Annotated in this window: 18 protein-coding genes; 8 read left to right on the top strand and 10 right to left on the bottom strand. The window is 68.4% G+C overall.

The genetic code is table 11. The features are described 5' to 3' along the window. Positions 1-69 precede the first annotated feature (69 nt). Entirely contained in the window at positions 70-897 is an 828-nt protein-coding gene (locus FB547_RS24270) for an HDOD domain-containing protein (protein ID WP_145746209.1), read from the bottom strand. A gap of 294 nt (positions 898-1,191) precedes the next feature. Between FB547_RS24270 and FB547_RS24275 the strand changes: the two genes are divergently transcribed. Together FB547_RS24275 and FB547_RS24280 are read left to right on the top strand one after the other, a co-directional pair. Then, positions 1,192-4,515 (top strand): EAL domain-containing protein, encoded by a 3,324-nt coding sequence (locus FB547_RS24275; RefSeq protein WP_145746210.1) that lies wholly within the window; start codon positions 1,192-1,194, stop codon positions 4,513-4,515. Positions 4,516-4,587: 72 nt separating this feature from the next. Further along, a complete protein-coding gene (locus FB547_RS24280; protein WP_145746211.1) occupies positions 4,588-5,280 on the top strand; it encodes a glycine-rich domain-containing protein in 693 nt (230 codons plus the stop codon). A 51-nt stretch (positions 5,281-5,331) separates the two neighbouring features. On the opposite strand, the gene FB547_RS24285 is transcribed toward FB547_RS24280, so the two are convergent. The 3 genes from FB547_RS24285 to FB547_RS24300 form a co-directional block, all read right to left on the bottom strand. Then, on the bottom strand, positions 5,332-6,648 hold the full coding sequence (locus tag FB547_RS24285; protein WP_145746212.1) for a sulfatase: 1,317 nt from the start codon (positions 6,646-6,648) through the stop codon (positions 5,332-5,334). A gap of 135 nt (positions 6,649-6,783) precedes the next feature. Then, positions 6,784-7,776 (bottom strand): Bug family tripartite tricarboxylate transporter substrate binding protein, encoded by a 993-nt coding sequence (locus FB547_RS24295; protein WP_145746213.1) that lies wholly within the window; start codon positions 7,774-7,776, stop codon positions 6,784-6,786. A gap of 39 nt (positions 7,777-7,815) precedes the next feature. Next, positions 7,816-8,823 (bottom strand): Bug family tripartite tricarboxylate transporter substrate binding protein, encoded by a 1,008-nt coding sequence (locus tag FB547_RS24300; protein ID WP_145746214.1) that lies wholly within the window; start codon positions 8,821-8,823, stop codon positions 7,816-7,818. Between the two features lie 107 nt (positions 8,824-8,930). On the opposite strand from FB547_RS24300, the gene FB547_RS24305 reads away from it, so the two are divergent. After that, positions 8,931-9,455 (top strand): MarR family winged helix-turn-helix transcriptional regulator, encoded by a 525-nt coding sequence (locus FB547_RS24305; protein WP_145746215.1) that lies wholly within the window; start codon positions 8,931-8,933, stop codon positions 9,453-9,455. Here FB547_RS24305 and FB547_RS24310 read toward each other — a convergent pair. After that, complete coding sequence (locus FB547_RS24310) at positions 9,427-10,440, bottom strand: tripartite tricarboxylate transporter substrate binding protein (RefSeq protein WP_145746216.1); 1,014 nt, start codon at positions 10,438-10,440, stop codon at positions 9,427-9,429. The genes FB547_RS24305 and FB547_RS24310 overlap by 29 nt on opposite strands. A gap of 124 nt (positions 10,441-10,564) precedes the next feature. On the opposite strand from FB547_RS24310, the gene FB547_RS24315 reads away from it, so the two are divergent. Continuing rightward, the gene (locus FB547_RS24315; RefSeq protein WP_145746217.1) at positions 10,565-11,533 is read left to right on the top strand and encodes a LysR substrate-binding domain-containing protein; all 969 of its coding nucleotides are present in this window, start codon (positions 10,565-10,567) and stop codon (positions 11,531-11,533) included. After that, positions 11,530-12,747 carry a DUF418 domain-containing protein gene (locus FB547_RS24320; protein WP_145746218.1) on the top strand — a complete coding sequence of 406 codons (1,218 nt, stop codon included), beginning with the start codon at positions 11,530-11,532 and terminating at the stop codon, positions 12,745-12,747. The genes FB547_RS24315 and FB547_RS24320 overlap by 4 nt, the downstream gene beginning before the upstream one ends. Here FB547_RS24320 and FB547_RS24325 read toward each other — a convergent pair. Beyond that, the gene (locus FB547_RS24325) at positions 12,720-13,343 is read right to left on the bottom strand and encodes a LysE/ArgO family amino acid transporter (protein ID WP_145746219.1); all 624 of its coding nucleotides are present in this window, start codon (positions 13,341-13,343) and stop codon (positions 12,720-12,722) included. The genes FB547_RS24320 and FB547_RS24325 overlap by 28 nt on opposite strands. A gap of 107 nt (positions 13,344-13,450) precedes the next feature. Between FB547_RS24325 and FB547_RS24330 the strand changes: the two genes are divergently transcribed. Next, positions 13,451-13,909, top strand: coding sequence for an Lrp/AsnC family transcriptional regulator (locus tag FB547_RS24330; protein ID WP_012748664.1), 459 nt, complete (start codon positions 13,451-13,453; stop codon positions 13,907-13,909). Positions 13,910-13,928: 19 nt separating this feature from the next. On the opposite strand, the gene FB547_RS24335 is transcribed toward FB547_RS24330, so the two are convergent. From FB547_RS24335 to FB547_RS24345, 3 genes are read right to left on the bottom strand one after another with little or no spacing between them, the layout of a single operon-like run. Then, the gene (locus tag FB547_RS24335) at positions 13,929-14,990 is read right to left on the bottom strand and encodes a mechanosensitive ion channel family protein (protein WP_145746220.1); all 1,062 of its coding nucleotides are present in this window, start codon (positions 14,988-14,990) and stop codon (positions 13,929-13,931) included. Next, on the bottom strand, positions 14,990-17,230 hold the full coding sequence (locus FB547_RS24340; RefSeq protein WP_145746221.1) for an FUSC family protein: 2,241 nt from the start codon (positions 17,228-17,230) through the stop codon (positions 14,990-14,992). The genes FB547_RS24335 and FB547_RS24340 overlap by 1 nt, the downstream gene beginning before the upstream one ends. Next, a complete protein-coding gene (locus FB547_RS24345; RefSeq protein WP_145746222.1) occupies positions 17,230-18,288 on the bottom strand; it encodes an inositol monophosphatase family protein in 1,059 nt (352 codons plus the stop codon). The genes FB547_RS24340 and FB547_RS24345 overlap by 1 nt, the downstream gene beginning before the upstream one ends. 120 nt (positions 18,289-18,408) lie before the next feature. Here FB547_RS24345 and FB547_RS24350 point away from each other — a divergent pair, with 120 nt between their 5' ends. Both FB547_RS24350 and cysE read left to right on the top strand, forming a co-directional pair. Further along, positions 18,409-19,140 (top strand): RNA methyltransferase, encoded by a 732-nt coding sequence (locus tag FB547_RS24350; RefSeq protein ID WP_145746223.1) that lies wholly within the window; start codon positions 18,409-18,411, stop codon positions 19,138-19,140. Positions 19,141-19,217: 77 nt separating this feature from the next. After that, positions 19,218-19,988 (top strand): serine O-acetyltransferase, encoded by a 771-nt coding sequence (gene cysE / locus FB547_RS24355; RefSeq protein ID WP_145746224.1) that lies wholly within the window; start codon positions 19,218-19,220, stop codon positions 19,986-19,988. A gap of 25 nt (positions 19,989-20,013) precedes the next feature. Here the strand turns inward: cysE and cadR are convergent, their stop codons facing one another. Then, on the bottom strand, positions 20,014-20,487 hold the full coding sequence (gene cadR / locus FB547_RS24360) for a Cd(II)/Pb(II)-responsive transcriptional regulator (RefSeq protein WP_145746225.1): 474 nt from the start codon (positions 20,485-20,487) through the stop codon (positions 20,014-20,016). Positions 20,488-20,519: the final 32 nt, after the last annotated feature.

The following is a 20,519-nucleotide window of genomic DNA, read 5'->3' on the forward strand; positions in this document are numbered from 1 at the left end:
GCATCCATGGGCGGGTAAGGCAGTGGGGCCGAGGCCCCGGCAAACGGGCGGGCGGCGCCCGTCCGGTGATCAGGCGATCATCGATTCCAGGTCGGACGCCAGTTCGCGCGGTGCCGGCATGTCCTGCATCACGTCCTCGGAGAGGCCGATCGCGTCGGCAGGCTGGGCTGGCCATACGTGTTGCGCGTCGCCGATGCGGAGCCCTTCGCGCTCCAGGGCGACGCGCCAGACCGCCAGGTGCAGCACGCTGGCGAGCGGATCGACGTGTTCGGCCTCCATCGGGTTGGCGAAGGAGGAGAGGGCGCTGACGAACTCGGGTGCGAATTCCCAGCGGGCCGCCAGCCGCGCGCCGACCTGGCCGTAATGGAAGCCGAACTTCTGCCGCTCCACTTCGAGCCGTCCCATGCGGTCGAAGGGATGCACGGCGTTGAGTTCGGCCATCGGCTGCTTCATGGCGCCGGCCATGATCAGGTGGCCGATGGCGTGCATGCTGCCGACCGTGAAGGCCAGGCTCTGGTCCACGCGGCGCGTCTTACCCGCGAGGTAGCGGGCCACGGCGGCCACGCGCAGGCTGTGCGACCAGAAGGCCGGCAGGTGCACGCCCTCGACCTTGCGGAAGGTGCCCGTGAGGCCGGAGCTCACCACCAGGGAGCGGATCGAGGAGAAGCCCAGCAGCTGGATCGCGTCCTGGATCGAGAGGATCTTGCGGCGCAGCCCGAAGTACGGCGAATTCGCCATGCGCAGCACGCGGGCTGTCAGCACCTGGTCGAGCTCGATCTTGCGTGCCACCACGGAAACCGCGGCGTCCTCGTTGCGCAGGAGCTCGATGAGATCGAACACCACCTTGGGCACCGTGGGAAGCAAGTGGCTGTCGGTAAACAGTTCGTCCAGGGTCATGGCGATCTCGGGCTGTAGTTTTTTGCTGCCCGGGATTGTCCTGCAACCTTAGTGTTACATGTTGATGTCTTCGGAATCAGGCCCCCTCTCGCGGCCCGGTTGCAGACTTCCAGCAACACCGATGCGGTCGCGGCGCGCCAGGCACGGCTTTGCCTGGCTGCCGAGACAAATCGCGTGACGTTCTTGCACCGGCCCTATATATTGCGCCAACGATACAACCTGTTGCGTTCTCTGCCGTGCCGCGCTGCTGCACACGGAACCAACCGGCCTGCGTCGAGGACAGGATCAAATCCGATGTCATCGTCCGTCTGGATCAGGATTCGCTTGCCGCTGGTGATTTTCGCGGCTGGCACGGCGCTGTCGATCGTCCTGGGCGCTTCCGCCCGCCAGGAGATCGGGCGCAGTGCCCAAGCGCGCTTCGACGCAACCGCCCTCGACCTGGCGCGCAAGGTCGAAGCCCGCTTCGACGACTACATTGCCGTCCTGATCGGCCTGCGTGCGCGATTCAACACTTCCGAGACCGTGACCCGAAGCGATTTCAGGGACTATGTCGCGGGGCTGAACCTGGCGAGAGCCTACCCCGGTTTCCAGGCCGTCACCTATGCGCCCCGCGTTGCGGCCAACGACAAGCAGGCCTTCGAGGAACAGGTCCGCGGTGATGCCAGCCTCGACGCTGGCGTGGCCTCCCGCTTCGCCATCAAGCCGCCCGGTGAGCGGGACACCTACTACCCGCTGGTCTACATCGAACCGCAGGCCGGCAACGAGAGGCTGCTCGGCAATGACCTGGGCGCGATGCCCGACAGGGGAGATGCGCTCGAGCAGGGGCGCGACACCGGCGGCCTCGTCACGTCCGGCCGCAAGGTCCGCATCGCGGGCCGCGAGTCCGACATCGGATTGGCGATGCGGCTGCCGGTCTACCGGCCACGGCAGCCGCTCGATACGCTCGAGCAGCGGCGCAACGCCTATATCGGTTCGGTCGGCTCGGGCTTCAGCGTCGCAGGGATGCTGAGCGACGTGGTGGGGGCCGATGCCAGCAGGACGTTCCGGCTGCGCTTGATCGATGCCGGGCCGGGCCGTGGGGCGATCGGGACACGCGTCGAGACCAGGTTTGTCGCGGCGACCTCATTCAGCGAGCGGCAACTGCTGTTCGACAGCGCGGCCTTGGCCAAGCCCGCTGCGGCACCGGCGCGCAGTCTCGAACGCATGCTCGGCTTCGAGCTGGGCGGCCACTCCTGGCTTGTGGAAGTCGCTCAAGACGAAAACCAGGTCTTCGGTCCGCTCGACAAGGCCATTCCATGGTTCATCGTCTTCGGCGGCCTGGCCACCAGCATGCTGCTTGCCGGCATCGTCTTTTCGCTGACCACCGCACGCAGCCGAGCCCAGATCCTGGCGAACGAGATGACCCGCCACCTGCGCACCAGCGAACGGCAGCTGGAGGAAGCGCAGCACCTGGCAAGCCTGGGCAGCTGGATCCTCGATCCCGAAACCGGAACCCTGCAATGCTCCGACGAAGCTTTGCGCATCCTGGGCTTCGAGACGGGCCCTTTGCAGCCCGACCTGCCCACGCTGCTCCTGCGTGTTCCGGCCGCAGAACGCCCCGCGGTCGAACAGCAGCTCGCGCTGGCCTCCGGGTCCACGGAACGCAGCGAATTCGAGCATCGCCTGTGCCTGCCCGATGGCACCGAACGCTGGCTCCACGTCATCGCACAGTCGGCCGAAGAAGACGGAAAGACGATGGTGCGCGGTACCGTGCGCGACGCCACCCGGCCGCGCAAGGATGCATTGCGCCAGGGGCTCGAATACAGGATCGCTCGTCTGCTTGCCGGCGATGGCAGGGCCGAGACGGTGATCTCGCAGGCGCTGGAAGCCGTATGCACCGACCTGCGCTGGGACTGCGGCGCGTTGTGGAGCGTTGGCGAGGACGGCGTGGTTCGCTGTGCCGCCGCCTGGCATGCCGAGCACATTCCCCCGGCGGTGCGGCAATTCGCTTCCGACAGCCGGTCGTTCGAATACCAGGCCGACGAAGGCTCGCTGGGCCGCGCCTGGAAAACCGGCGGCATCGTGCAGATCAACCTGTTGGCGGCTCCGGGCCATTTCGCGCGCGATGCGATGGCCCGCGAGGCCGGGCTGGCCGTCGGCGTCGTCGTGCCGATGGCCGTTACCGATTCGATCACGGCGCTGGAGCTCCTTGGTTCCAACCCGTACGCCGTCGACGCCGAGACGCAGGAGTCGCTGCGTGTGATCGCCTTGCAGATCGCCCAGTACAAGCAGCGCAAGCTGGCTGAGAGAAGCCTTCGTTTCATGGCCAGCCACGACGGACTGACCGGCCTGTTCAACCGCGCCGCGCTGCAACACGAGCTTGCTCGCGCCATCAAGCGCAGCAACCGCCATCAGAAGCAGTTCGCGGTGATATTCGTCGACCTGGATCGCTTCAAGCACATCAACGACACGCTGGGCCACGGCGTGGGCGACGAGATGATCAAGATCTGCGGCGAGCGCCTCACGGCGCTGCTGCGCGAGACCGATATCGTGGCGCGCTTCGGTGGCGATGAGTTCGTGCTGCTGCTGGAGAACCTGTCCAGCGCGAACGATGCCGCGGGGCTCGCCGAAAAAGTGCTGGCCTGCTGCGCCGAGCCTTTCTTCCTCGCCGGACGCGAACTGCACGTCAGCGCCAGCGTCGGCGTGAGCATCTACCCGGACAACGGCGGCGACGCAGAAGCACTCCTGAAGAACGCCGACACCGCGATGTATCGGGCCAAGGAAAGAGGCCGCAACACCTTCCGGTTCTACGCCGCGAAGATGAATGCACAGAATACCGAACAGCTGATGCTCGAAAGCGCACTGCGCCATGCCTTGGAACGTGGCGAGCTCGAAATGCACTACCAGCCGAAGATGAATCTGCAGACCCAGCACATCGTCGGCGTCGAGGCGCTGATGCGCTGGCACCACCCTGTCCTGGGCATGATTCCGCCGGTGCAGTTCATTCCGATCGCCGAAGAGCTCGGCTTGATCGTGTCCTTGGGCAAATGGGCGCTGGAGAGGGCTTGCGCCGATGCGCGATCGTGGCAGAAATCCGGTTTGCCAAAGGTGCTGATGAGCGTCAATTTGTCGCCGCGCCAATTCGGAAGCCGCACGCTCATCGCTGACATACAGGCCGTCCTGGAAGCCTCGGGCCTGGAGCCGTCGCTGCTGGAGCTGGAAATCACCGAAGGCGCGGTGATGGCGAATCCCGAGCGTGCGGCGAAATTGCTCCGGACGATCCGGGACATGGGCGTCGGCCTCGCCATCGACGATTTCGGAACGGGCTATTCCTCGCTCTCCTACTTGAAGCACTTCCCGCTGTCGACGGTCAAGATCGACCGCTCCTTCATCAACGACCTTTCGCAGGACGCCGACGCGCGGGCGCTCATCGACGGCATCATCACGCTGGCCCACGGGTTGCGGATGAAGGTGGTCGCCGAAGGCATCGAGACCACGGCCCAGCTCGATTACCTGCGCAGCCACGGTTGCGACGAGGCACAGGGCTATTGGCTGTGCAAGCCCGTTCCTGCCGACGAGGCACGCAACTTCATGGCGCGTCACCTGCGCAACCAGTTTGCTCCATCGGAGGCCGCCTGACGGCCGAACTTTTGAAGCAATCGTCGCCGGGCACGTTCGCTCGGACCTTCCCCAACCTTCACAGGAGCATTCATGATCCATTCCACCCAGCGCAAGACACTGGAGCAGACGATCGCCGCCATCGAGGCGATCGACCTCACGCCGATCAAGTTCAAGGCTTGCCGCAAAGAGGATGGCTACGGCTGGTCGGCAGGCTACGCGGACCAGATGGAGGTGGCCTACAAGCGCTACTTGATACTGCACGCCAAGCACCCCGACCTGACGCTCGCTCCCGAGCAGGACGTCGACCGCTTCTGGCACATGCACATCCTCGACACGAGAAAGTACGCAGCGGATTGCGAAACCGCTTTCGGCTACTTCCTGCACCATTTTCCGTACCTCGGCCTGCGCGGCGAGGAAGACGCCAAGGCGCTGCAAGCGGCCTTTCTGGAGATGCAGCGCCTGACCGCCGAGGAATTCGGCGAGCCGGCGGCCGCAGCCCGGCACGAGCCGGGCAAGGACGCGGCGGCATGGTGCTCGCTCGAGGCGGGCAAACCCGCAGCGGCATGGTGTTCGCTTGAGGCAGGCAAACCCGCAGCGGCATGGTGTTCGCTCGAGGCGGACAAACCCGCGGCCGCGTGGTGCTCGCTCGAAGCGGACAAACCCGCAGCCGCGTGGTGCTCGCTGGAGGCGGGCGCTGCCTCCGCGGCAGACCCCTTGGCGATGGCCGGCGCCTCCGAGCTGGCCGCTTCCGCTCGCAGGTTCGAGCTTGGCGTGAACAGGTGAAGGATTGGCGAAGGGACGAGGCGGCGGAGCCGCTCGTTCCTTCGCCTGGGTTCAGCGCTGCGGCATGTCCTTGACCGAGTAGCCCAGGCTCACCGTCGCATCCTCCGGAATCGCGGGCATCGTGGCATTCCAGGCCAGCCAGTCTTCCCGCATGGCCGCGAGCCGCCCAGGCTCCTTCTTGCCCAGGTTCGCCCGCTCGCGCTCGTCGGCCGGAATGTTGAACAGGTATTCGTTGCCGTCCACCTTCAGGTACTTCCAGTCGCCATCGCGCATGGCCTGCTGGCCGCGATGGTTCATGCGCCAGTGCAGCGGGCGGCGGAAACTGTGCTTCGCGTCCTTCAGCACCGGCATCAGCGACACGCCATCGAGCGGGTAGTCCGCATCGGCCTTGACGCCGGCCGCGTCGAGCATGGTGGCGGACCAGTCCATGGTCATGCACAGTTGCCGGCTCTCGCCGCCCTTGGCAATCACCGCGGGCCAGTGCGCGATCCATGGCACGCGGATGCCGCCTTCGGTCAGGTCCATCTTGCCGCCGACCAGCGGCCAGTTGTCCGAAAAGCGCTCGCCGCCGTTGTCGCTGGTGAACACCACCAGCGTGTTGTCGGCCATGCCGTGCTTCTCGAGCGCGGCCATGATCCAGCCGATGCCTTCGTCCATGTGGTGGATCATGCGGCGGTACACATGGATGTTGCCGCCGGCCAGGTCGAACAGGTTGTCTTTCACGAGCGGCGCCTTCCCGGCGTCGTCGCGCGTTTCCCAGGGCCAGTGCGGCGCGGTGTAGTGCAGGCTCAGGAAGAAGGGCGCGTCCTGCTTCGACATGCGCTCCACGTAGTCGACGGCGCGCCTGGAGAGGATGTCGGTGAGGTAGCCCTCTTCCTTTCTGTCTTCCTCGCCGAACCACAGGTCGTGGCGGCCGGTGGAGTCGCAGTGCGTGAAGTAGTCGACGCCGCCCGACATCGGCCCGAAGAACTCGTCGTAGCCCGAGCGCAGCGGCCCGAAGGTGGGCGGGTAGCCCAGGTGCCACTTGCCGATGAGCGCGGTCTGGTAGCCGCCGGCCTTCAGCAGCGAAGGCAGCGTGGGGTGCTCGGTCGGCAGGCCGAGCGTGGTGCTGCCGCGGCTCTTGCTGTTGATGGGCTCCTCGGCCGCGCCGCGCAGGCGGTACTGGTAGCGCGCGGTGATCATCGCGAAGCGCGTGGGCGAGCACACGGGCGAGTTCGAATAGCCCTGCGTGAGCTTCAGCCCATTGGCCGCCAGGCCGTCGAGCACGGGCGACACGGGGCCGAATGCGGCATCGCGGCCGCCGTAGCAGCCGAGGTCGGCATAGCCGAGGTCGTCGGCCACGATGAAGATGATGTTGGGTCTGGTCATGAACAGTTCGCTGCTTTGAGAGATCAGAAAGTCTTTTCGTGAAACACCGCGGAACCGGCTTTGCCGGGCCGCTGGTGTTGCCCCCTGCAAGGGGGTTGGCGAAGCGACACGAAGTGCGCGAAGACTGGGGGTGTTCTAAGGTTGGTAGCCGGATTTCTGGACGACGGGGGCCCATTGCGCCTTGTAGGCCTTGAGCATCGCGGCGGTCTGTGCCTGTGTGCTCACCACCGGCGTCATGCCGGCATCCTTGAACTTGCGCTGCGTGTCGGCATCCTGCATGACTTCGTGGATGGTGCTGGCCAGGCGCTCGACCTTGGCCTTGGGCATGCTCGCGGGCGCGAAGAAGGTGTTCCAGCCGGTGGCGGCAAGGTCGAGCCCGGCCTCCTTGAAGGTCGGGATCTTCGGCGCGAAGGGCGAACGCTTTTCGCCCGAGAGCGCGAGGATGCGCAGCTTGCCGGTGTCGTGCAGCGGCAGCACCACGTCCTCGGTGTCGACCGAGATGGGCACCTGGCCGCCGATCAGGTCGTTCAGCAGCGGAGCCGAGCCGCGGTAGCCGATCACCTGCGTCTGCACCTTGGCCTTCTCGCCCACCATCAGGCCGAAGAAGTGCGGCAGGCTGCCGGTGGCCGGCACGCCCACGTTGGCCTGGCTGGGATTGGCGCGCATCCACGCCAGCAGGTGGTTGAGCTCGCGCACCGGCAGCGTGGGCGACACCGACAGCGCGAAGTTGTAGGTGTTGACGTGCGACACGGGCACGAAGTCGCGCTCGGCGTCGTAGTTGTTGTCCTTGAAGACGAGCGGCGCCACCACCATCACGGCCGGGTTGGCGAGCATCAGCACGTTCTGGCCGGCGGGTGTGAGCTTGACCTGCTGCGCGGCAAGGCGGCCGCCCGCGCCGGGCTTGTTGTCGACGATGACCGGCACGCCCAGTTTGGCGCCAAGCTTGTCGCCGACGATGCGCGCCACGCGGTCGGTGGCGCCGCCGGGCGCGTAGCCGACGACGATGCGCAGCGGGCTGTCGAGCGCCTGGGCGCCCGCGCTGGCGGGCAGGGCGGCGATGGACGCCATGAAGCCGGCCGCGGCAAGCAGCGCGGCAAGGCGGCGGGTGATGGGGATGGTCTTCGGCATGTGGGGGTTCCTCCTCGGTTCGGTCGTTCGTTCGGTTGTTCAGTCGGTGGCCTGGAAGTTCACGGCCTTCATGATGCCCGCCCAGCGCGCGGTGTCCTCGCGCATGGTCTTGAGCAGCGCCTCGCTGCCGTCGCCGACCGGGTACATGCCGTTCTGCAGCAGCAGCTGGCGCACCTCGCGCGCATTGACGGCCCGGGTGAATTCGGCGCGCAGCGTGTCGATGACGGGCTGCGGCGTCTTGAGCGGCGCATAGTAGGCAAACCACGCGGTGGCCACCACGTCCTTGTAGCCGGCCTCGACGAAGCAGGGCAGGTTGGGCATGAGCGGCGAGCGCTTCTCGCCGCTGGTGGCCAGCACCTTCGCGCGGCCCGTGGACAGCATCTGCTGCGCACCGCCGACGGTGTCGAAGTAGACAGGCACGGTGCCGCCCATCAGGTCCTGCCGCGCGGGCGTGGAGCCGCGGTAGGGCACGTGCACCATCTTCAGTCCGGCCGCGCGGTTGAGCATCTCGCCGAGAAAGTGCGAAGGCGTGCCTGCGCCATAGGAGCCGAAGCTCAGCTTGTCGCCCTGCGCCTTGGCCCAGGCGATGAACTCGGCCAGCGTGTTGGCAGGCACGTCCTTGTGCACGGTGAGGGCCAGCTCGAAGCGCGCCGCGTTGATGATCGGCACGAAATCCTTGATGGGGTCGTACGAGAGGCTGCGGTACGCGCTCGGGAACATGGTCATCATGCTGGCCGTGCCCAGCAGCAGGGTGTGGCCGTCCGGCGCGGCGGTCTTGACGGTTTCCGCCGCAATCCGGCCCGCCGCACCCGCGCGGTTGTCGATGATGAGCGGACCCAGCGTCTCGCGCACCTGCTGCGCGATGGCGCGCGTCAGCACGTCCTGCGTGCCGCCGGCGGGCACGCCGATCAGCACCTTGACCGGCTGGCCGGGCCTGAAGGCCTGCGCCCGCGCATCGAGGGCGAGCGGCGCCAGGGCGAGTCCGCCCAGCGCGGCGAGTGCGCGGCGGCGGTCGAAGCTGGAAGAAAGAAGAGGCGTGATGGGCATGGGGCGGTGTCTCCGGGATCTTCTGGGATTGGTTTTGTGGATCCCGAAGGACTTTAGAGACGCTACATTCGATTGATCTAATCAACCATCCCCCGGACTAACCCCCAATGACCGCGCCGCGCCGTTCGCTGGACGACCTGCTGCTGTACCGGCTTTCGCGGCTGGTCGGGGTGGCGGGCGGCATGGTGATCCGGCTGTGCGAGGGCCGCTTCGGCATCACGCGGCGCGAATGGCGGCTGATCGCGGTGCTCGCGAGCCGCGGTGAACTGGGCTCCTCCCAACTGGCCGAGCATGCCCAGCTCGACCGCGCCCGCACCTCGAAGGCGGTCGGCTCGCTGGTCGAAAAACAGCTGGTCTCGCGCGTGGCCCGCGCGGGCGACCGGCGGCAGGTGCTGCTGGGCCTGACCGAGAGCGGGCAGGCGCTGTACGGCGAGCTTTTTCCGCTGGTCACGAAGATCAACGCCGAGCTGATGGGGGCCCTGGGCGAGGAGGACGCCACGCGCCTCGACGAATCCCTGCGCCGCCTGCAGGCACAGGCCGAGCGCATGGTGCAAAAGGCCGTGCTGCCCAAGGCCGATCGCGGGCGCCGCGGCGCGGGCGGCATCAGTCCACCTTCATCCCGGTCGCCTTGACGATGCGGCCGTAGCGCGCCTGGCTGCCCGCCAGGCGCTCGGCCGCGGCGGCGCCGGTCTCGCCGAGCGCCACCATGTCGAGCGAGGCCAGGCGCGCCTTGACCTCCGGCAGCGCCAGCGCCTTCTGCAGCGACTGGCGCAGCACCTGCATCACGGGCTCGGGCGTGGCGGCCGGCACCATCGCGAGGTAGAGCACCTCGAATTCCAGGTCCTTCAGGCCGAGTTCGCCCACCGTGGGCACCTCGGGCAGCAGCGGCGAGCGCTGGCGGCCGGTTACGGCCAGCGCGCGCAGCTTGCCGGCCTGCACCTGCGGCAGCAGGCCCGGCGTGGCGAGGATGCCGGCCTGCACCTCGCCGCCCAGCAGCGCCATCACGGCCGGCGCGTTGCCCTTGTAGGGCACGTGGGTGATCTTGGCGCCGGTCGCGGTCGAGAAGATGCCGGCCGCAAGATGCCCCGGGCTGCCGTTGCCGGCCGAGCTGAAGGTGGCGGGCTCAGCCTTGGCCTGCGCGATGAATTCCGGCAGCGTCTTCGCCTTCACGGCGGGCCCGACGCCGAAGCTCAGGCCCGACGAGCTGAAGATCATCAGCGGCTTCAGGGCGTTTGCCGCGAAGGGCATCGACGCATACAGGTGCGGATTGATGGTGAAGGTGCTGTCGATGCTCAGCAGCACCGTGTAGCCGTCGGCCGGGCTCTTGGCCACGAGGTCGGCGCCGATGTTGCCGCCGGCGCCGGGCCGGTTGTCGACCACGAAGGGCTGCTTGAACTCTTTCTGCAGCACGTCGCCCAGCGCGCGGCCGAGAATGTCGAGCGGACCGCCGGCCGGGAAGTTGGTGATGAATTTCACCGGCTTGGCGGGGTAGGCCGCGTCGGCATGCGCGGCCGGGCTGCCGAGCGCAAGGCAAAGCGCCGCGCAGGCAGCCGCTGTGGCCAGGGCCAGGCAGCGCGATGCGCCCGGGGCGTTCTTCTTCGAGAAACCGGTGGTCATGTGTTTGCTTGTCTCCGTACAGCCGGCACTCTAGGAGGCAGAGGCGGCCCGCACAACTGAAAGCTCTTCTGCCAGCTATTCCAGCTGGTTATATTTGGATGGCCGCCTCACAGGGAAGCCTCCCATGTCAGCCATGAACAACTTTGCGCGCCTCAAGCTGCGCCACCTGCAATGCCTCGTGATGGTGGCGCAGGAGCGCAACCTCGTGCGCGCGGGCAAGGCCCTGTCGCTCACCCAGCCCGCGGTGTCCAAGACCATTGCCGAGCTCGAGGAGATCGTCGGGCGCCAGCTGCTGCTGCGCCGCCGCCGCGGCGTCGAGCTCACGCCGGCGGCCGAGGTGCTGGTGCGCCATGCCGTCTCCGCGCTGCGCGGGTTGCGCGAAGGCATGGGCCTGGCCATGGACCAGCCCGAAGCCGACCAGCTGCGCGTGGCCGTGGGCGCGCTGCCCAACATGGCGGCCAACCTGTTGCCCGAGGCCGTCGCGCAGCTGTATGCATCGCATCCGGCGCTGCGCGTGCGCGTGGTGAGCGGCACCAACGCGCAGCTGATGACGCAGCTGCGCCAGGGCGAGATCGATCTCGTGCTCGGCCGGCTCGCGCAGGCTTCGGCGATGGCCGACCTGGCGTTCGAACAGCTCTACAGCGAACCGCTGCTGCTGGTGGTGCGCCCGGGCCATCCGCTCGCGGCGCGGCGCAAGCCCAGGCTCGACGCCCTGGCCGCCCATCCGCTGGTGCTGCCCGTCTCGGGCACCCTGATCCGGCACACGGCCGATGCCTTCCTGATCGCGCAGGGCATGGCGCTGCCCAGCCGGCTGGTGGAGGCCACGGACACCAGCTTCGTGGTCGGGCTGCTGCAGCGCTGCGATGCGGTGTGGTTCGCGCCGCAGGGCGCCGTCGAGGGCTTGATTGCACAGGGCGCGTTGAAGCGCGTGGCCATCGACACCTCGGGCACCGAGGGGCCGGTGGGCTTTACCGTGCGGCGCGGCGGCGAAGCGGGCGAGGGCGCACGGCTGCTGGTCGAAGCGATCCGCGGCATCGTCGCGGCTGCGGCGGGCGGCAACCGGGGCAGTGCCGGCGTCAGGAAACCCGCATGAACACCGCCCCGAGCGAACGCCAGCAGATGGTCGATGCGCTGCGCGGCTTTGCGCTGCTGGGCATCCTGGTGGTCAACATCGCGAGCTTCGCGTCAACCTATTACGGCCTGGGCATTCCCGATCCGATGGCCGTCTCGCCGGCCGACCGCGGCGCTTCGTTCGTGCGGGCCCTTGTGTTCGAGAGCAAGTTCTATCTGCTGTTCTCGTTCCTGTTCGGCTACAGCTTCACGCTGCAGATGCGCGCGGCCGAGCGCGACGGCAAGCCCTTCGTGCCGCGCATGGTGCGGCGGCATGTCGGGCTGTGGGCCCTCGGCGTGGCGCATGCCGTGCTGCTCTACTACGGCGACATCCTCACCGCGTATGCCGTGCTGGGCGCCGTGCTGCTCGTGCTGCGGCGGCGCAGCGATGTGTTCCTGGCGTGCACGGCCATCGTGCTGGTGCTGCTCACTTCATTGCTGTGGGCCGCGGTCGGCCAGATGTACACGCACGCGGACATGCAGATGGCGGCGCAGGCGGCCTACGGCGAAGCCGCCGCGGCGCTGGCCGCCTACCGCGCCACGCCCGCCACGGTGGTGGTGCAGCATCTGCGCGACCTCTCGCAGACCTGGTGGATCACGGCGCTGGTGCAGGCGCCGGAGGCGCTGGCCATGTTCCTGGCGGGCTTCATCGCCGGCAAGCGCGGGCTCCTCGCACATGCCGAAGCGCATCGCACACTGTGGTGGCGCGTGTTCTGGTGGGGCCTTGCCATCGGCCTGCCGGGTGCGCTGGCCTACGCCTGGCCGACCTTGCGGCTGAGCGATCCGGTGCGCGACATCCAGGCCCTCGCGCTCACGCTGCTGACGGCGCCGTTCCTGTCGGCCGCGTATGCGGCCGGCATGCTGCTCGTGTTCCAGAGCGCTCGCGGCCGGTGGCTGGCGCGGCTGCTGGCGCCGGCGGGGCGCATGGCGCTGTCGAACTACCTGCTGCAATCGGCGGCTTGCGCGTGGATCTTTCTGGCCTACGGGCTGCGCTGGATCGGAACGGTCGGGCCGTTGGCGACATTCGCGGTCGCGTTCGCGATCTTCGCGGGCAACCTGGCGCTGAGCCACTGGTGGATGCAGCGCTTCGCCTACGGCCCGGCGGAGTGGCTGCTGCGGGCCTTCACGAACCTCCAGCGCCCGCCGCTGCGGCGGCGCCGGCATGTGGATCAGCGCGACAGCTGCGCCGAGAGCTGAAACACGGCAAAGCCCAGCAACAGCACGCCCGACAGCCGGTTGATGGACTGGAGCACCCGCGCACCGAGCTTGTGCCGCACCATCGACACCACGGTAGAGAGGCCCAGCCACCACATGGCCGACCCGAGGAAAACGCCCGTCACCATCGTCACGGCAGCGCTGCTGCTGCCGCTCGCATGCCCGGTGCCGATCGACGCGAACACCGCGACGAAGGACAGGATCGTCATCGGGTTCGCGAGGGTGAGCATGAACACCGACAGCACGGCTTTGAGCGGCGTGGCGGCGTCCTGAGCGGTGCGGGCCTGGGTGGCGGCCGGTGCGCGCAGCAGCTGCACACCCATCCACGCCAGGAAGGCCGCGCCGCCGATCGCCAGCGGCACGCGCGCCGCCACCATCGACGAGATGACCGCCGACACGCCAAACGCGCCGATCGCGCCGTAGCACGCATCCGCCAGCGCGGCCCCGAGGCCGCTGAGAAAACCGATGGCACGGCCGTGCGCGAGCGTGCGCTGGATGCAGAGCAGCCCGATGGGGCCCACGGGTGCGGCGATCGACAGCCCGATGACCAGGGCCTTGAGGAAAAGAGAAAAGTCCATGCCTGCAATTGTTCGGCGCAGGCTGGATAGCGAGAATGGCGAAATTCAGGCGTGCAGCCTGCCCAGCCTGAAATCGGAAGTGAAATTCCCAACTGCACCTTAGATTCATGGAAATCGACTCCAAGAACTGGCAAATCCTCGACGCGCTCCAGCAGGACGCGCGCACCTCGCTGACGGCGCTGGCGCGGCAGGTGGGCTTGTCCGTGCCCTCGACCTCGGAGCGCGTGAAGCGGCTCGAGGAGGCCGGCGTGATCGAGGGCTACCGCGCGGTGGTTCCGCCGCGCAAGGCGGGCTATACGGTGACGGCGCTGATCGGCATCACGACCGCGCAGCCCGACAAGGCCCGGCTGCTGAAGCTGCTCGATGGCCGGCGCGAGGTGCTCGAGTGCTTTCACGTCACCGGGCAGGACTCCTATGTGCTGAAGGTGGTCGCCCGGGACATCGAACATCTCGAGGCCTTCGTGAGCAGCATCAACCACCTGGGGGAGACGCGCACATCGATCGTCATGTCGGTGCCGATTCCGGCGCGCGCGGTGGCGGTGCCGGCGGGCGCCGTGCCCGGATGACGTGCGGCGGTGCGCCGCTTCAGGCCGCCGCCGCGCCCGGGAGCGGATCGGCCTCGATGCGCATCTTCGGCAGGAACTGCGGGTACTCGCGCTGCATGAAGTCGAGGAGGCCTTCGCGCACGGTGCAGCGCAGGTCGAAGGCCAGGCCCGAGGTGGCGGCGGTGCACAGCACCCGAACCTGCATGCTGCGCTCGGTCGCATCGGTGACGCGCATGTTGAAGAAGCGGCCGTCCCATTCGGGCGCCGCCTTCACGATGCGCTCGGCCGCTTCGCGCAGCGGCGCCAGCGGCATGCCGTAGTCCACGTAGATGAAGACCGAGCCGAGCAGCTGCGCCGAATGGCGCGTCCAGTTCTGGAACGGCTTCTCGATGAAGTAGCTGAGCGGCAGGATCAGGCGCCGGTCGTCCCAGATCTTGAGCACCACGAAGGTGCCCGTGATCTCCTCGACGCGGCCCCATTCGCCTTCGACCACCAGCACGTCGTCGATGCGGATCGGCTGGGCCAGCGCAATCTGCAGCCCGGCAATCAGGTTGCTGAACACCGGCTTGGCGGCCAGGCCGGCCACGATGCCGATCACGCCGGCGGAGGCCAGCAGGCTGGCGCCGACCTGGCGCGCGCCCGGAAAGGTCATGAGCATCATCGCGCCGCCGGCCACCAGAACCACCGACATGGCCGTGCGCGCAAGCACGCGCGTCTGCGTGAGCACGCGGCGCGCCTGCAGGTTGTCGGCGATGTCGGACGGATGCTGCGCGAGCACGCCGTCGGCAAAGCCGCTGATGGCCCTCACCGCGAGCCAGGTGGTCGCGGCAATCAGCAGCAGGCCGTTGAAATGCCGCACGCTGCCGAGAAAGCGCAGGTCCTCGGGTGCCGCCTGGAAGATGAGCAGCAGCGCCAACAGCGGCAGTACCAGCCGCGCCGGTGCGTTGCAGTTGATCACCATCGCGTGCACCGCGGGCGCGGGGCGGGTGATCCGTTTCAGCACGAGACCGCCGATGCGGTGGACCAGAAGAGCGAGCGGGACGGCGACGAGAACGGCAATCCAGGTGCCGAACCAGGGGTGGGCAAGTATCTCTTGGGTCATCAGGCGGGGGTCGTTGCTGCGTCTGTTGTCTCGTCCAGGTGTTGAAGAATGCGCGCCGCGTCGTCGCGCAGCTGCGTCGAAAGTGCCGTGGCCAGATCGAGCCGGCGCAGCAGCCAGGGGCTGATGTCGTTGTCGAACGGGTCGGGCAGGGGAATCGGGCCGCCCACGGTGGTGGAGCCGGTGCTTTCGGGCAGCGAGGGGCCGGTGGTCGGCGCGCTGCCGATGGCGGCCTCGATGCGCTGCGCGGTGCGCGCGAGCGGGCCTTCGATCTCGGCGGCCGTGAGCCGGTCGCGCCGCAGTACGAGCATCGACTTGACGGCGCTGAGCTGCGCAAGCAACTGGTAGCTGTGCGCCTGCAGGTGTTCGAGCGGCTCCAGTGGCGGCTGCACCGCGCGCGGCTCCGACAGCGAGCGCTGCGTCGCCTGCACCAGGGCCGAGAGGCTGTCGTAGGCCTCGCGGCGCGCGAGCCGCCATTCGAGCTCGGGGCTGCTGTCGATGGCCTGCAGCTGGCCCAGGCCGAGCGCCAGCCGCGCATGGCGCGCCTGCGCGGTGAGCGTGCGCGCCACCAGCGCCGGAATCTGCCCGCGCTCCCACGAGGGCAGCACATAGCAGAAGCCCCAGGCCAGCGCGGCGCCGATCAGCGTGTCGGCAATGCGCTCGAACAGCGCGAAGATGGGCGCGGCGCCGGTGTTGAGCATGTGCGCCTGCACCAGGCCCAGCACCGTGGCCGCCACCGCCGTGATCAGGTAGCGCCGCACCGCAAAGCTGTGGGCGATGGCCTGCGCCACCGTGAGGATGACCAGCAGCGCGAGCGGCGACGGATGCGCCGAGAGCAGGCCCACCGCGAGCACGCTGCCCAGCAGCGTACCGGCGACGCGGCTGTTGCGCCGCTCCAGCGTCTGCGAAAGGCTGCCGCGCAGCACCACCACGATGGTCAGCAGGATCCAGTAGTCGTGCGAACCCCAGGGCAGCGACACCGCAATGGCGTAGCCGGCCGCAATGGCCAGTGCCGCGCGAATGGCGTGGCGCAGCGGCGGCGCGTCCCAGCGCCACAGCGTGAGAAAGGGCCGCAGCGACCAGTCGGTCGGGCTCACGAACATCTGCCAGTTGGCGCGCACCACCGCAAGGTTGGGCTCGGCATCGCCGCGCGCCATGGCCGACAGGCGCAGCACCTCGTCGTTGATGTGGCCGATGCGGCTGGCCAGGCCGCGCGCGAGCATGGCGGCGTTCGGGCCCGGCAGGCCGTGGCTCGGCGCATGGTCCTCGCCCGGCAGATGGATCGACGCGAGCCGCGGCCGCCGGTCGGCCACCACTTCGGGCTCGCGGCCCATCAGCAGCGCGTCGCCGAGTGCCGTGGTGTCGTCGGCCAGTTCCTCGAGCACCCGGCGCATCTCGATGAGGGCCTGGGCATGCGCGGGATGGCTCTTGAGCGCGTCCAGGTCGAGCTCGCTCGCGAGCAGCTGGTCGCGCATCTCGAGCACGATCACCAGCATGGCGGCGAGCCGCTGACGGCGCGGCGTGCGCGGCGATTCGAGCACGATGTCGCGCGTGGCCTGCAGCTGGTCGGCCAGCGCGGCCTGTTCGCGCAGCAGCCGGCCCAGCAGGGGCGCGGGGGTTTCGCGGATGTCGCTGGTGTCGTCGCGCGGCGTGAACTGGCTGGCCTCGGTGCGCATCAGCGCGGCCAGCGAATACAGCACGTCCGAGACCGACTGCACGCGGAAGCGCGAATTCAGCGCATGGTTGGCGAGCGTGGCCCAGATCACGTAGAGCCCGGCGCCCAGCCCGAAGTGCCAGGTGCGCTCGAGCGCCTCGGCCATGCCGCTGGGTGCGGGCGTGGCCATCGAGAAGATCATCGAGAACATCACCGCGATGGCGATGGGAATGCCCCGCTTGCCCCATGCCATGGCCAGGAAGGCGACGAAGGTGGCGGGCACCAGCACCAGGCCCAGGCGGATCGGCGCGGCGTGCAGCAGCTGCACGAAGAAGAACAGCGGCAGCCCGATCAGCGGGGCCGGCAGCATCTGGAAGAACTTGCCGCGGCGCGGGCCGGGCAGGTCGGGCGGGGCCGTGACGATCACGCCCACCGCGGCAGTGGAGGCCGCGATGGCGCCGAGCCACAGGTGCACGCCAGCCGAGATGACGAGCAGGCCGAGCGCGACCGTGAGGCCGCTGGCGACGTACTGGCTCAGCGCAATGCGCAGCGCCGCACGGAACCGGAGGGCGGCACCTGGCCCCTGCATCACTTGGCGGAAGCGTCGCCTTCGGAGGAGCCGCCTGCAGGCGCGTCGCGGCGCACGCGCGTGAGCTTGCGCTGCACGGGCGCGGCCGGTGCGGCGGCGGGAGCGGGCGCCTCGCCGTCGAGCGGCGCGGCCGTCAGGTCGGTGACGGTGCTGCGGGCGTAGAGGTCGACCGATTCGTCGGCACCGGGCCGCGCGGCGGCCGACACGGCGCGCACGCGGTCGCTGGCGCGCATCTTGTCGTCGATGCCCGCGAACTTGGAGTACTTGGCGAGCAGCGGCACCAGCTGGCCGTAGATGCGCGGTGCGCCGGCCAGGCATTCGCGCTGTTCCAGGAAGTCGGGCTCGCCCGTGAAGTTGCCGATCAGGCCGCCGGCCTCGGTGACCAGCAGCGAACCCGCGGCCACGTCCCAGGGGTTCAGGCCGGTCTCGAAGAAGCCGTCGGTGAAGCCGGCCGCCACGTAGGCCAGGTCGAGCGCCGCGGCGCCGGGGCGGCGCAGGCCCGCCATGCGGGGCATCATGTCGGCCATGATGGCCAGGTACTGCTTGAAGTTGTCGCCGCTGCGGAACGGAAAGCCCGTGGACACCAGGCATTCGCTGAGCCGGGTGCGCTTGGACACGCGGATGCGGCGCTCGTTCATGTAGGCGCCACGGCCCTTGGTGGCGGTGAACAGGTCGTTGCGGCTCGGGTCGTAGATGACCGCCTGCTCGATCTTGCCGCGCACCGCGAGCGCGATGGACACGCAGTAGACCGGGAAGCCGTGGATGAAGTTGGTGGTGCCGTCGAGCGGATCGATGATCCAGACGTACTCGGAATCCTGGGCGCCATGCTGGGTGCCCGATTCCTCGGCCAGGATGCCGTGCCCCGGATACGCGCCAAGCAGCGTTTCGATGATGACCTGCTCGCTGGCGTGGTCGACTTCGGTGACGAAGTCGTTGACTTGCTTTTGCGAGATGCGCACGGCCTCGACGTCGAGGGCGGCGCGGTTGATGATGGCGCCGGCGGCGCGTGCGGCCTTGACGGCCACATTGAGCATGGGATGCAGGTTGGGGGACGACATTCTGGATTGTGAGAAGAACGGTGGGGTAGGTCCCCTAGAGGCGACCCTGCGGTCCGGCGATGCGGGCGGCGAGAATCAGGCATTTTACCGGCTCCGCCCGTTAGTGTCTCCCAACCCGCCATGCGCACCCGCTTCATCCTGATCCAGACCAGCCACGCCGGCAATGTGGGCGCCGCCGCCCGCGCCATGAAAACCATGGGTTTCGACGACCTGGTGCTGGTCGCGCCCCGATGGGCCAACGTGCTGCGGCGCGAGGAAACCATCCAGCGCGCGAGCGGCGCCCTCGACGTCCTGACCAACGCCCGCATCGTCGAGACGCTCGACGATGCGCTCGACGGCGTCACCCACCTGTGCGCCACCGCCATGATCCCGCGCGACTTCGGACCGCCCACCCGTACGCCCCGGGAGCACCTGGAGCCGCTCGCGAAGCAGGGGGAGCAGCACGTGGCCTTCCTGTTCGGCTCCGAGCGCTTCGGCATGCGCAACGAGGATGTCTACCGCTGCAACGTGGCGCTGAGCATTCCGACCGATCCGAAGTTCGGCTCGCTCAACCTCGGGGCCGCGATCCAGGTGGTGGCCTACGAATGGCGGCTTGCCCTGGGCGGCTACGAGGTGCGCGATGCCACGGCGCCCATCGAGGCGGCCGATGCCAAGGCCGTGGCCGGCATGCTCGACCACTGGGAGCGTTCGCTGGTGGAGATCGGCTTTCTGGACCCGGCGGCGCCCAAGAAGCTGATGCCGCGGCTGCAGCAGCTTTTCAACCGCGCCCAGCCCACGCCGGAAGAAATCCACATCCTGCGCGGCATCGCCAAGGCGATGGCCGATGCGGCCCGGACGCCCCGCAACGGCTAAAACCCCCATCGTTCGTACGCGAAGAACCCGGGCTTTAGACTGCCGTCCCCATATCGATATAACGACAAAAGGCAGCGATGTTCTCTCGACTGCGCGCCGACATCCGGTGCATCCTCGAACGCGACCCGGCCGCGCGCAGCGCCTGGGAAGTGATCACGGTCTATCCCGGCTTCCATGCCGTGGTGCTGCACCGCTGGGCGCATGCCTGTTGGACGCACGGTTTCAAGTGGCCGGCCCGCTTCATCGCGCACGTGGCGCGCGGGCTCACGGGCATCGAGATCCATCCGGCCGCCAAGATCGGCGAACGGGTGTTCTTCGACCATGCGATGGGCGTGGTGGTGGGCGAGACCGCCGAGATCGGCGACGGCTGCACCATCTACCAGGGCGTGACGCTGGGCGGCACCTCGCTCTACAAGGGCACCAAGCGGCATCCGACGCTGGGGCGCAACGTGGTGGTGAGCGCGGGGGCCAAGGTGCTGGGCGGTTTCGTCGTCGGCGACGGCGCGAAGATCGGCAGCAACGCGGTGGTCATCAAGCCGGTGCCCGCAGGGGCGACTGCGGTGGGCATTCCCGCACGCATCATCCCGTCGAAGGCCGGCGAGAGCGCCGATGTGGCCGCGCCGCAGAAGTTCTCCGCCTACGGCATCACGCAGGACGACGACCCGCTGAGCCTGGCGATGCGCGGGCTGATCGACAGTGCCGCGAGCCAGGAACACCAGATCGCGCTGCTGTGGCAGGCCATCGAGAAGCTGTCGTCGCAGCCGGGCACCAAGGACTGCGTGCCCTGCGACGCGGCGCGCGACGAGAGCTTCGAGGCGGAGAAGCTGACGCAGCTGGTCGGGAAGTGACCGGGCTGGAGGGCCCTCCTGTTCCTCAAGCCGAACGCTTCGCCGCCGCGTTGTGCAGCGGCCCATGCACATGCCCCGCGTGCTGCCCGAACGGCTCGGTGGCCGGTGCGGCGGTGTCCAGCTCCTGCAGGATGCCGCAGTTGCGCGCCGATTCGGAGCCGCAGCATTGCTGGCGCAGTGCCTTCAGCTGCTTCTCCAGCGTCTTGAGCTCGCGGATGCGCGCGGCCACGTGGCCGATGTGGTCGTCCAGCAGCTGGTTGACCTCGCCGCAGTCTTCCTGCGGTGCATCGCGGAACCTCAGCAGGCTGCGGATCTCGTCGAGCGTCATGTCCAGCGAACGGCAGCGGCGGATGAAGCCCAGCCGCTGCGCATGCTCGTCGTCGTAGATGCGGTAGTTGCCCTCGGTGCGCGCGGGCTCGGGCAGCAGCTGCTCGCGCTCGTAGTACCGGATGGTTTCGACCGGCGTGTTCGCGGCCTTGGCCAGTTCTCCGATTTTCATGATGCGGCAAGAATGAAGTGGAGGAATCGTCG

Source organism: Variovorax beijingensis, from assembly GCF_007828835.1.
Taxonomy (GTDB): domain Bacteria; phylum Pseudomonadota; class Gammaproteobacteria; order Burkholderiales; family Burkholderiaceae_C; genus Variovorax; species Variovorax beijingensis_A.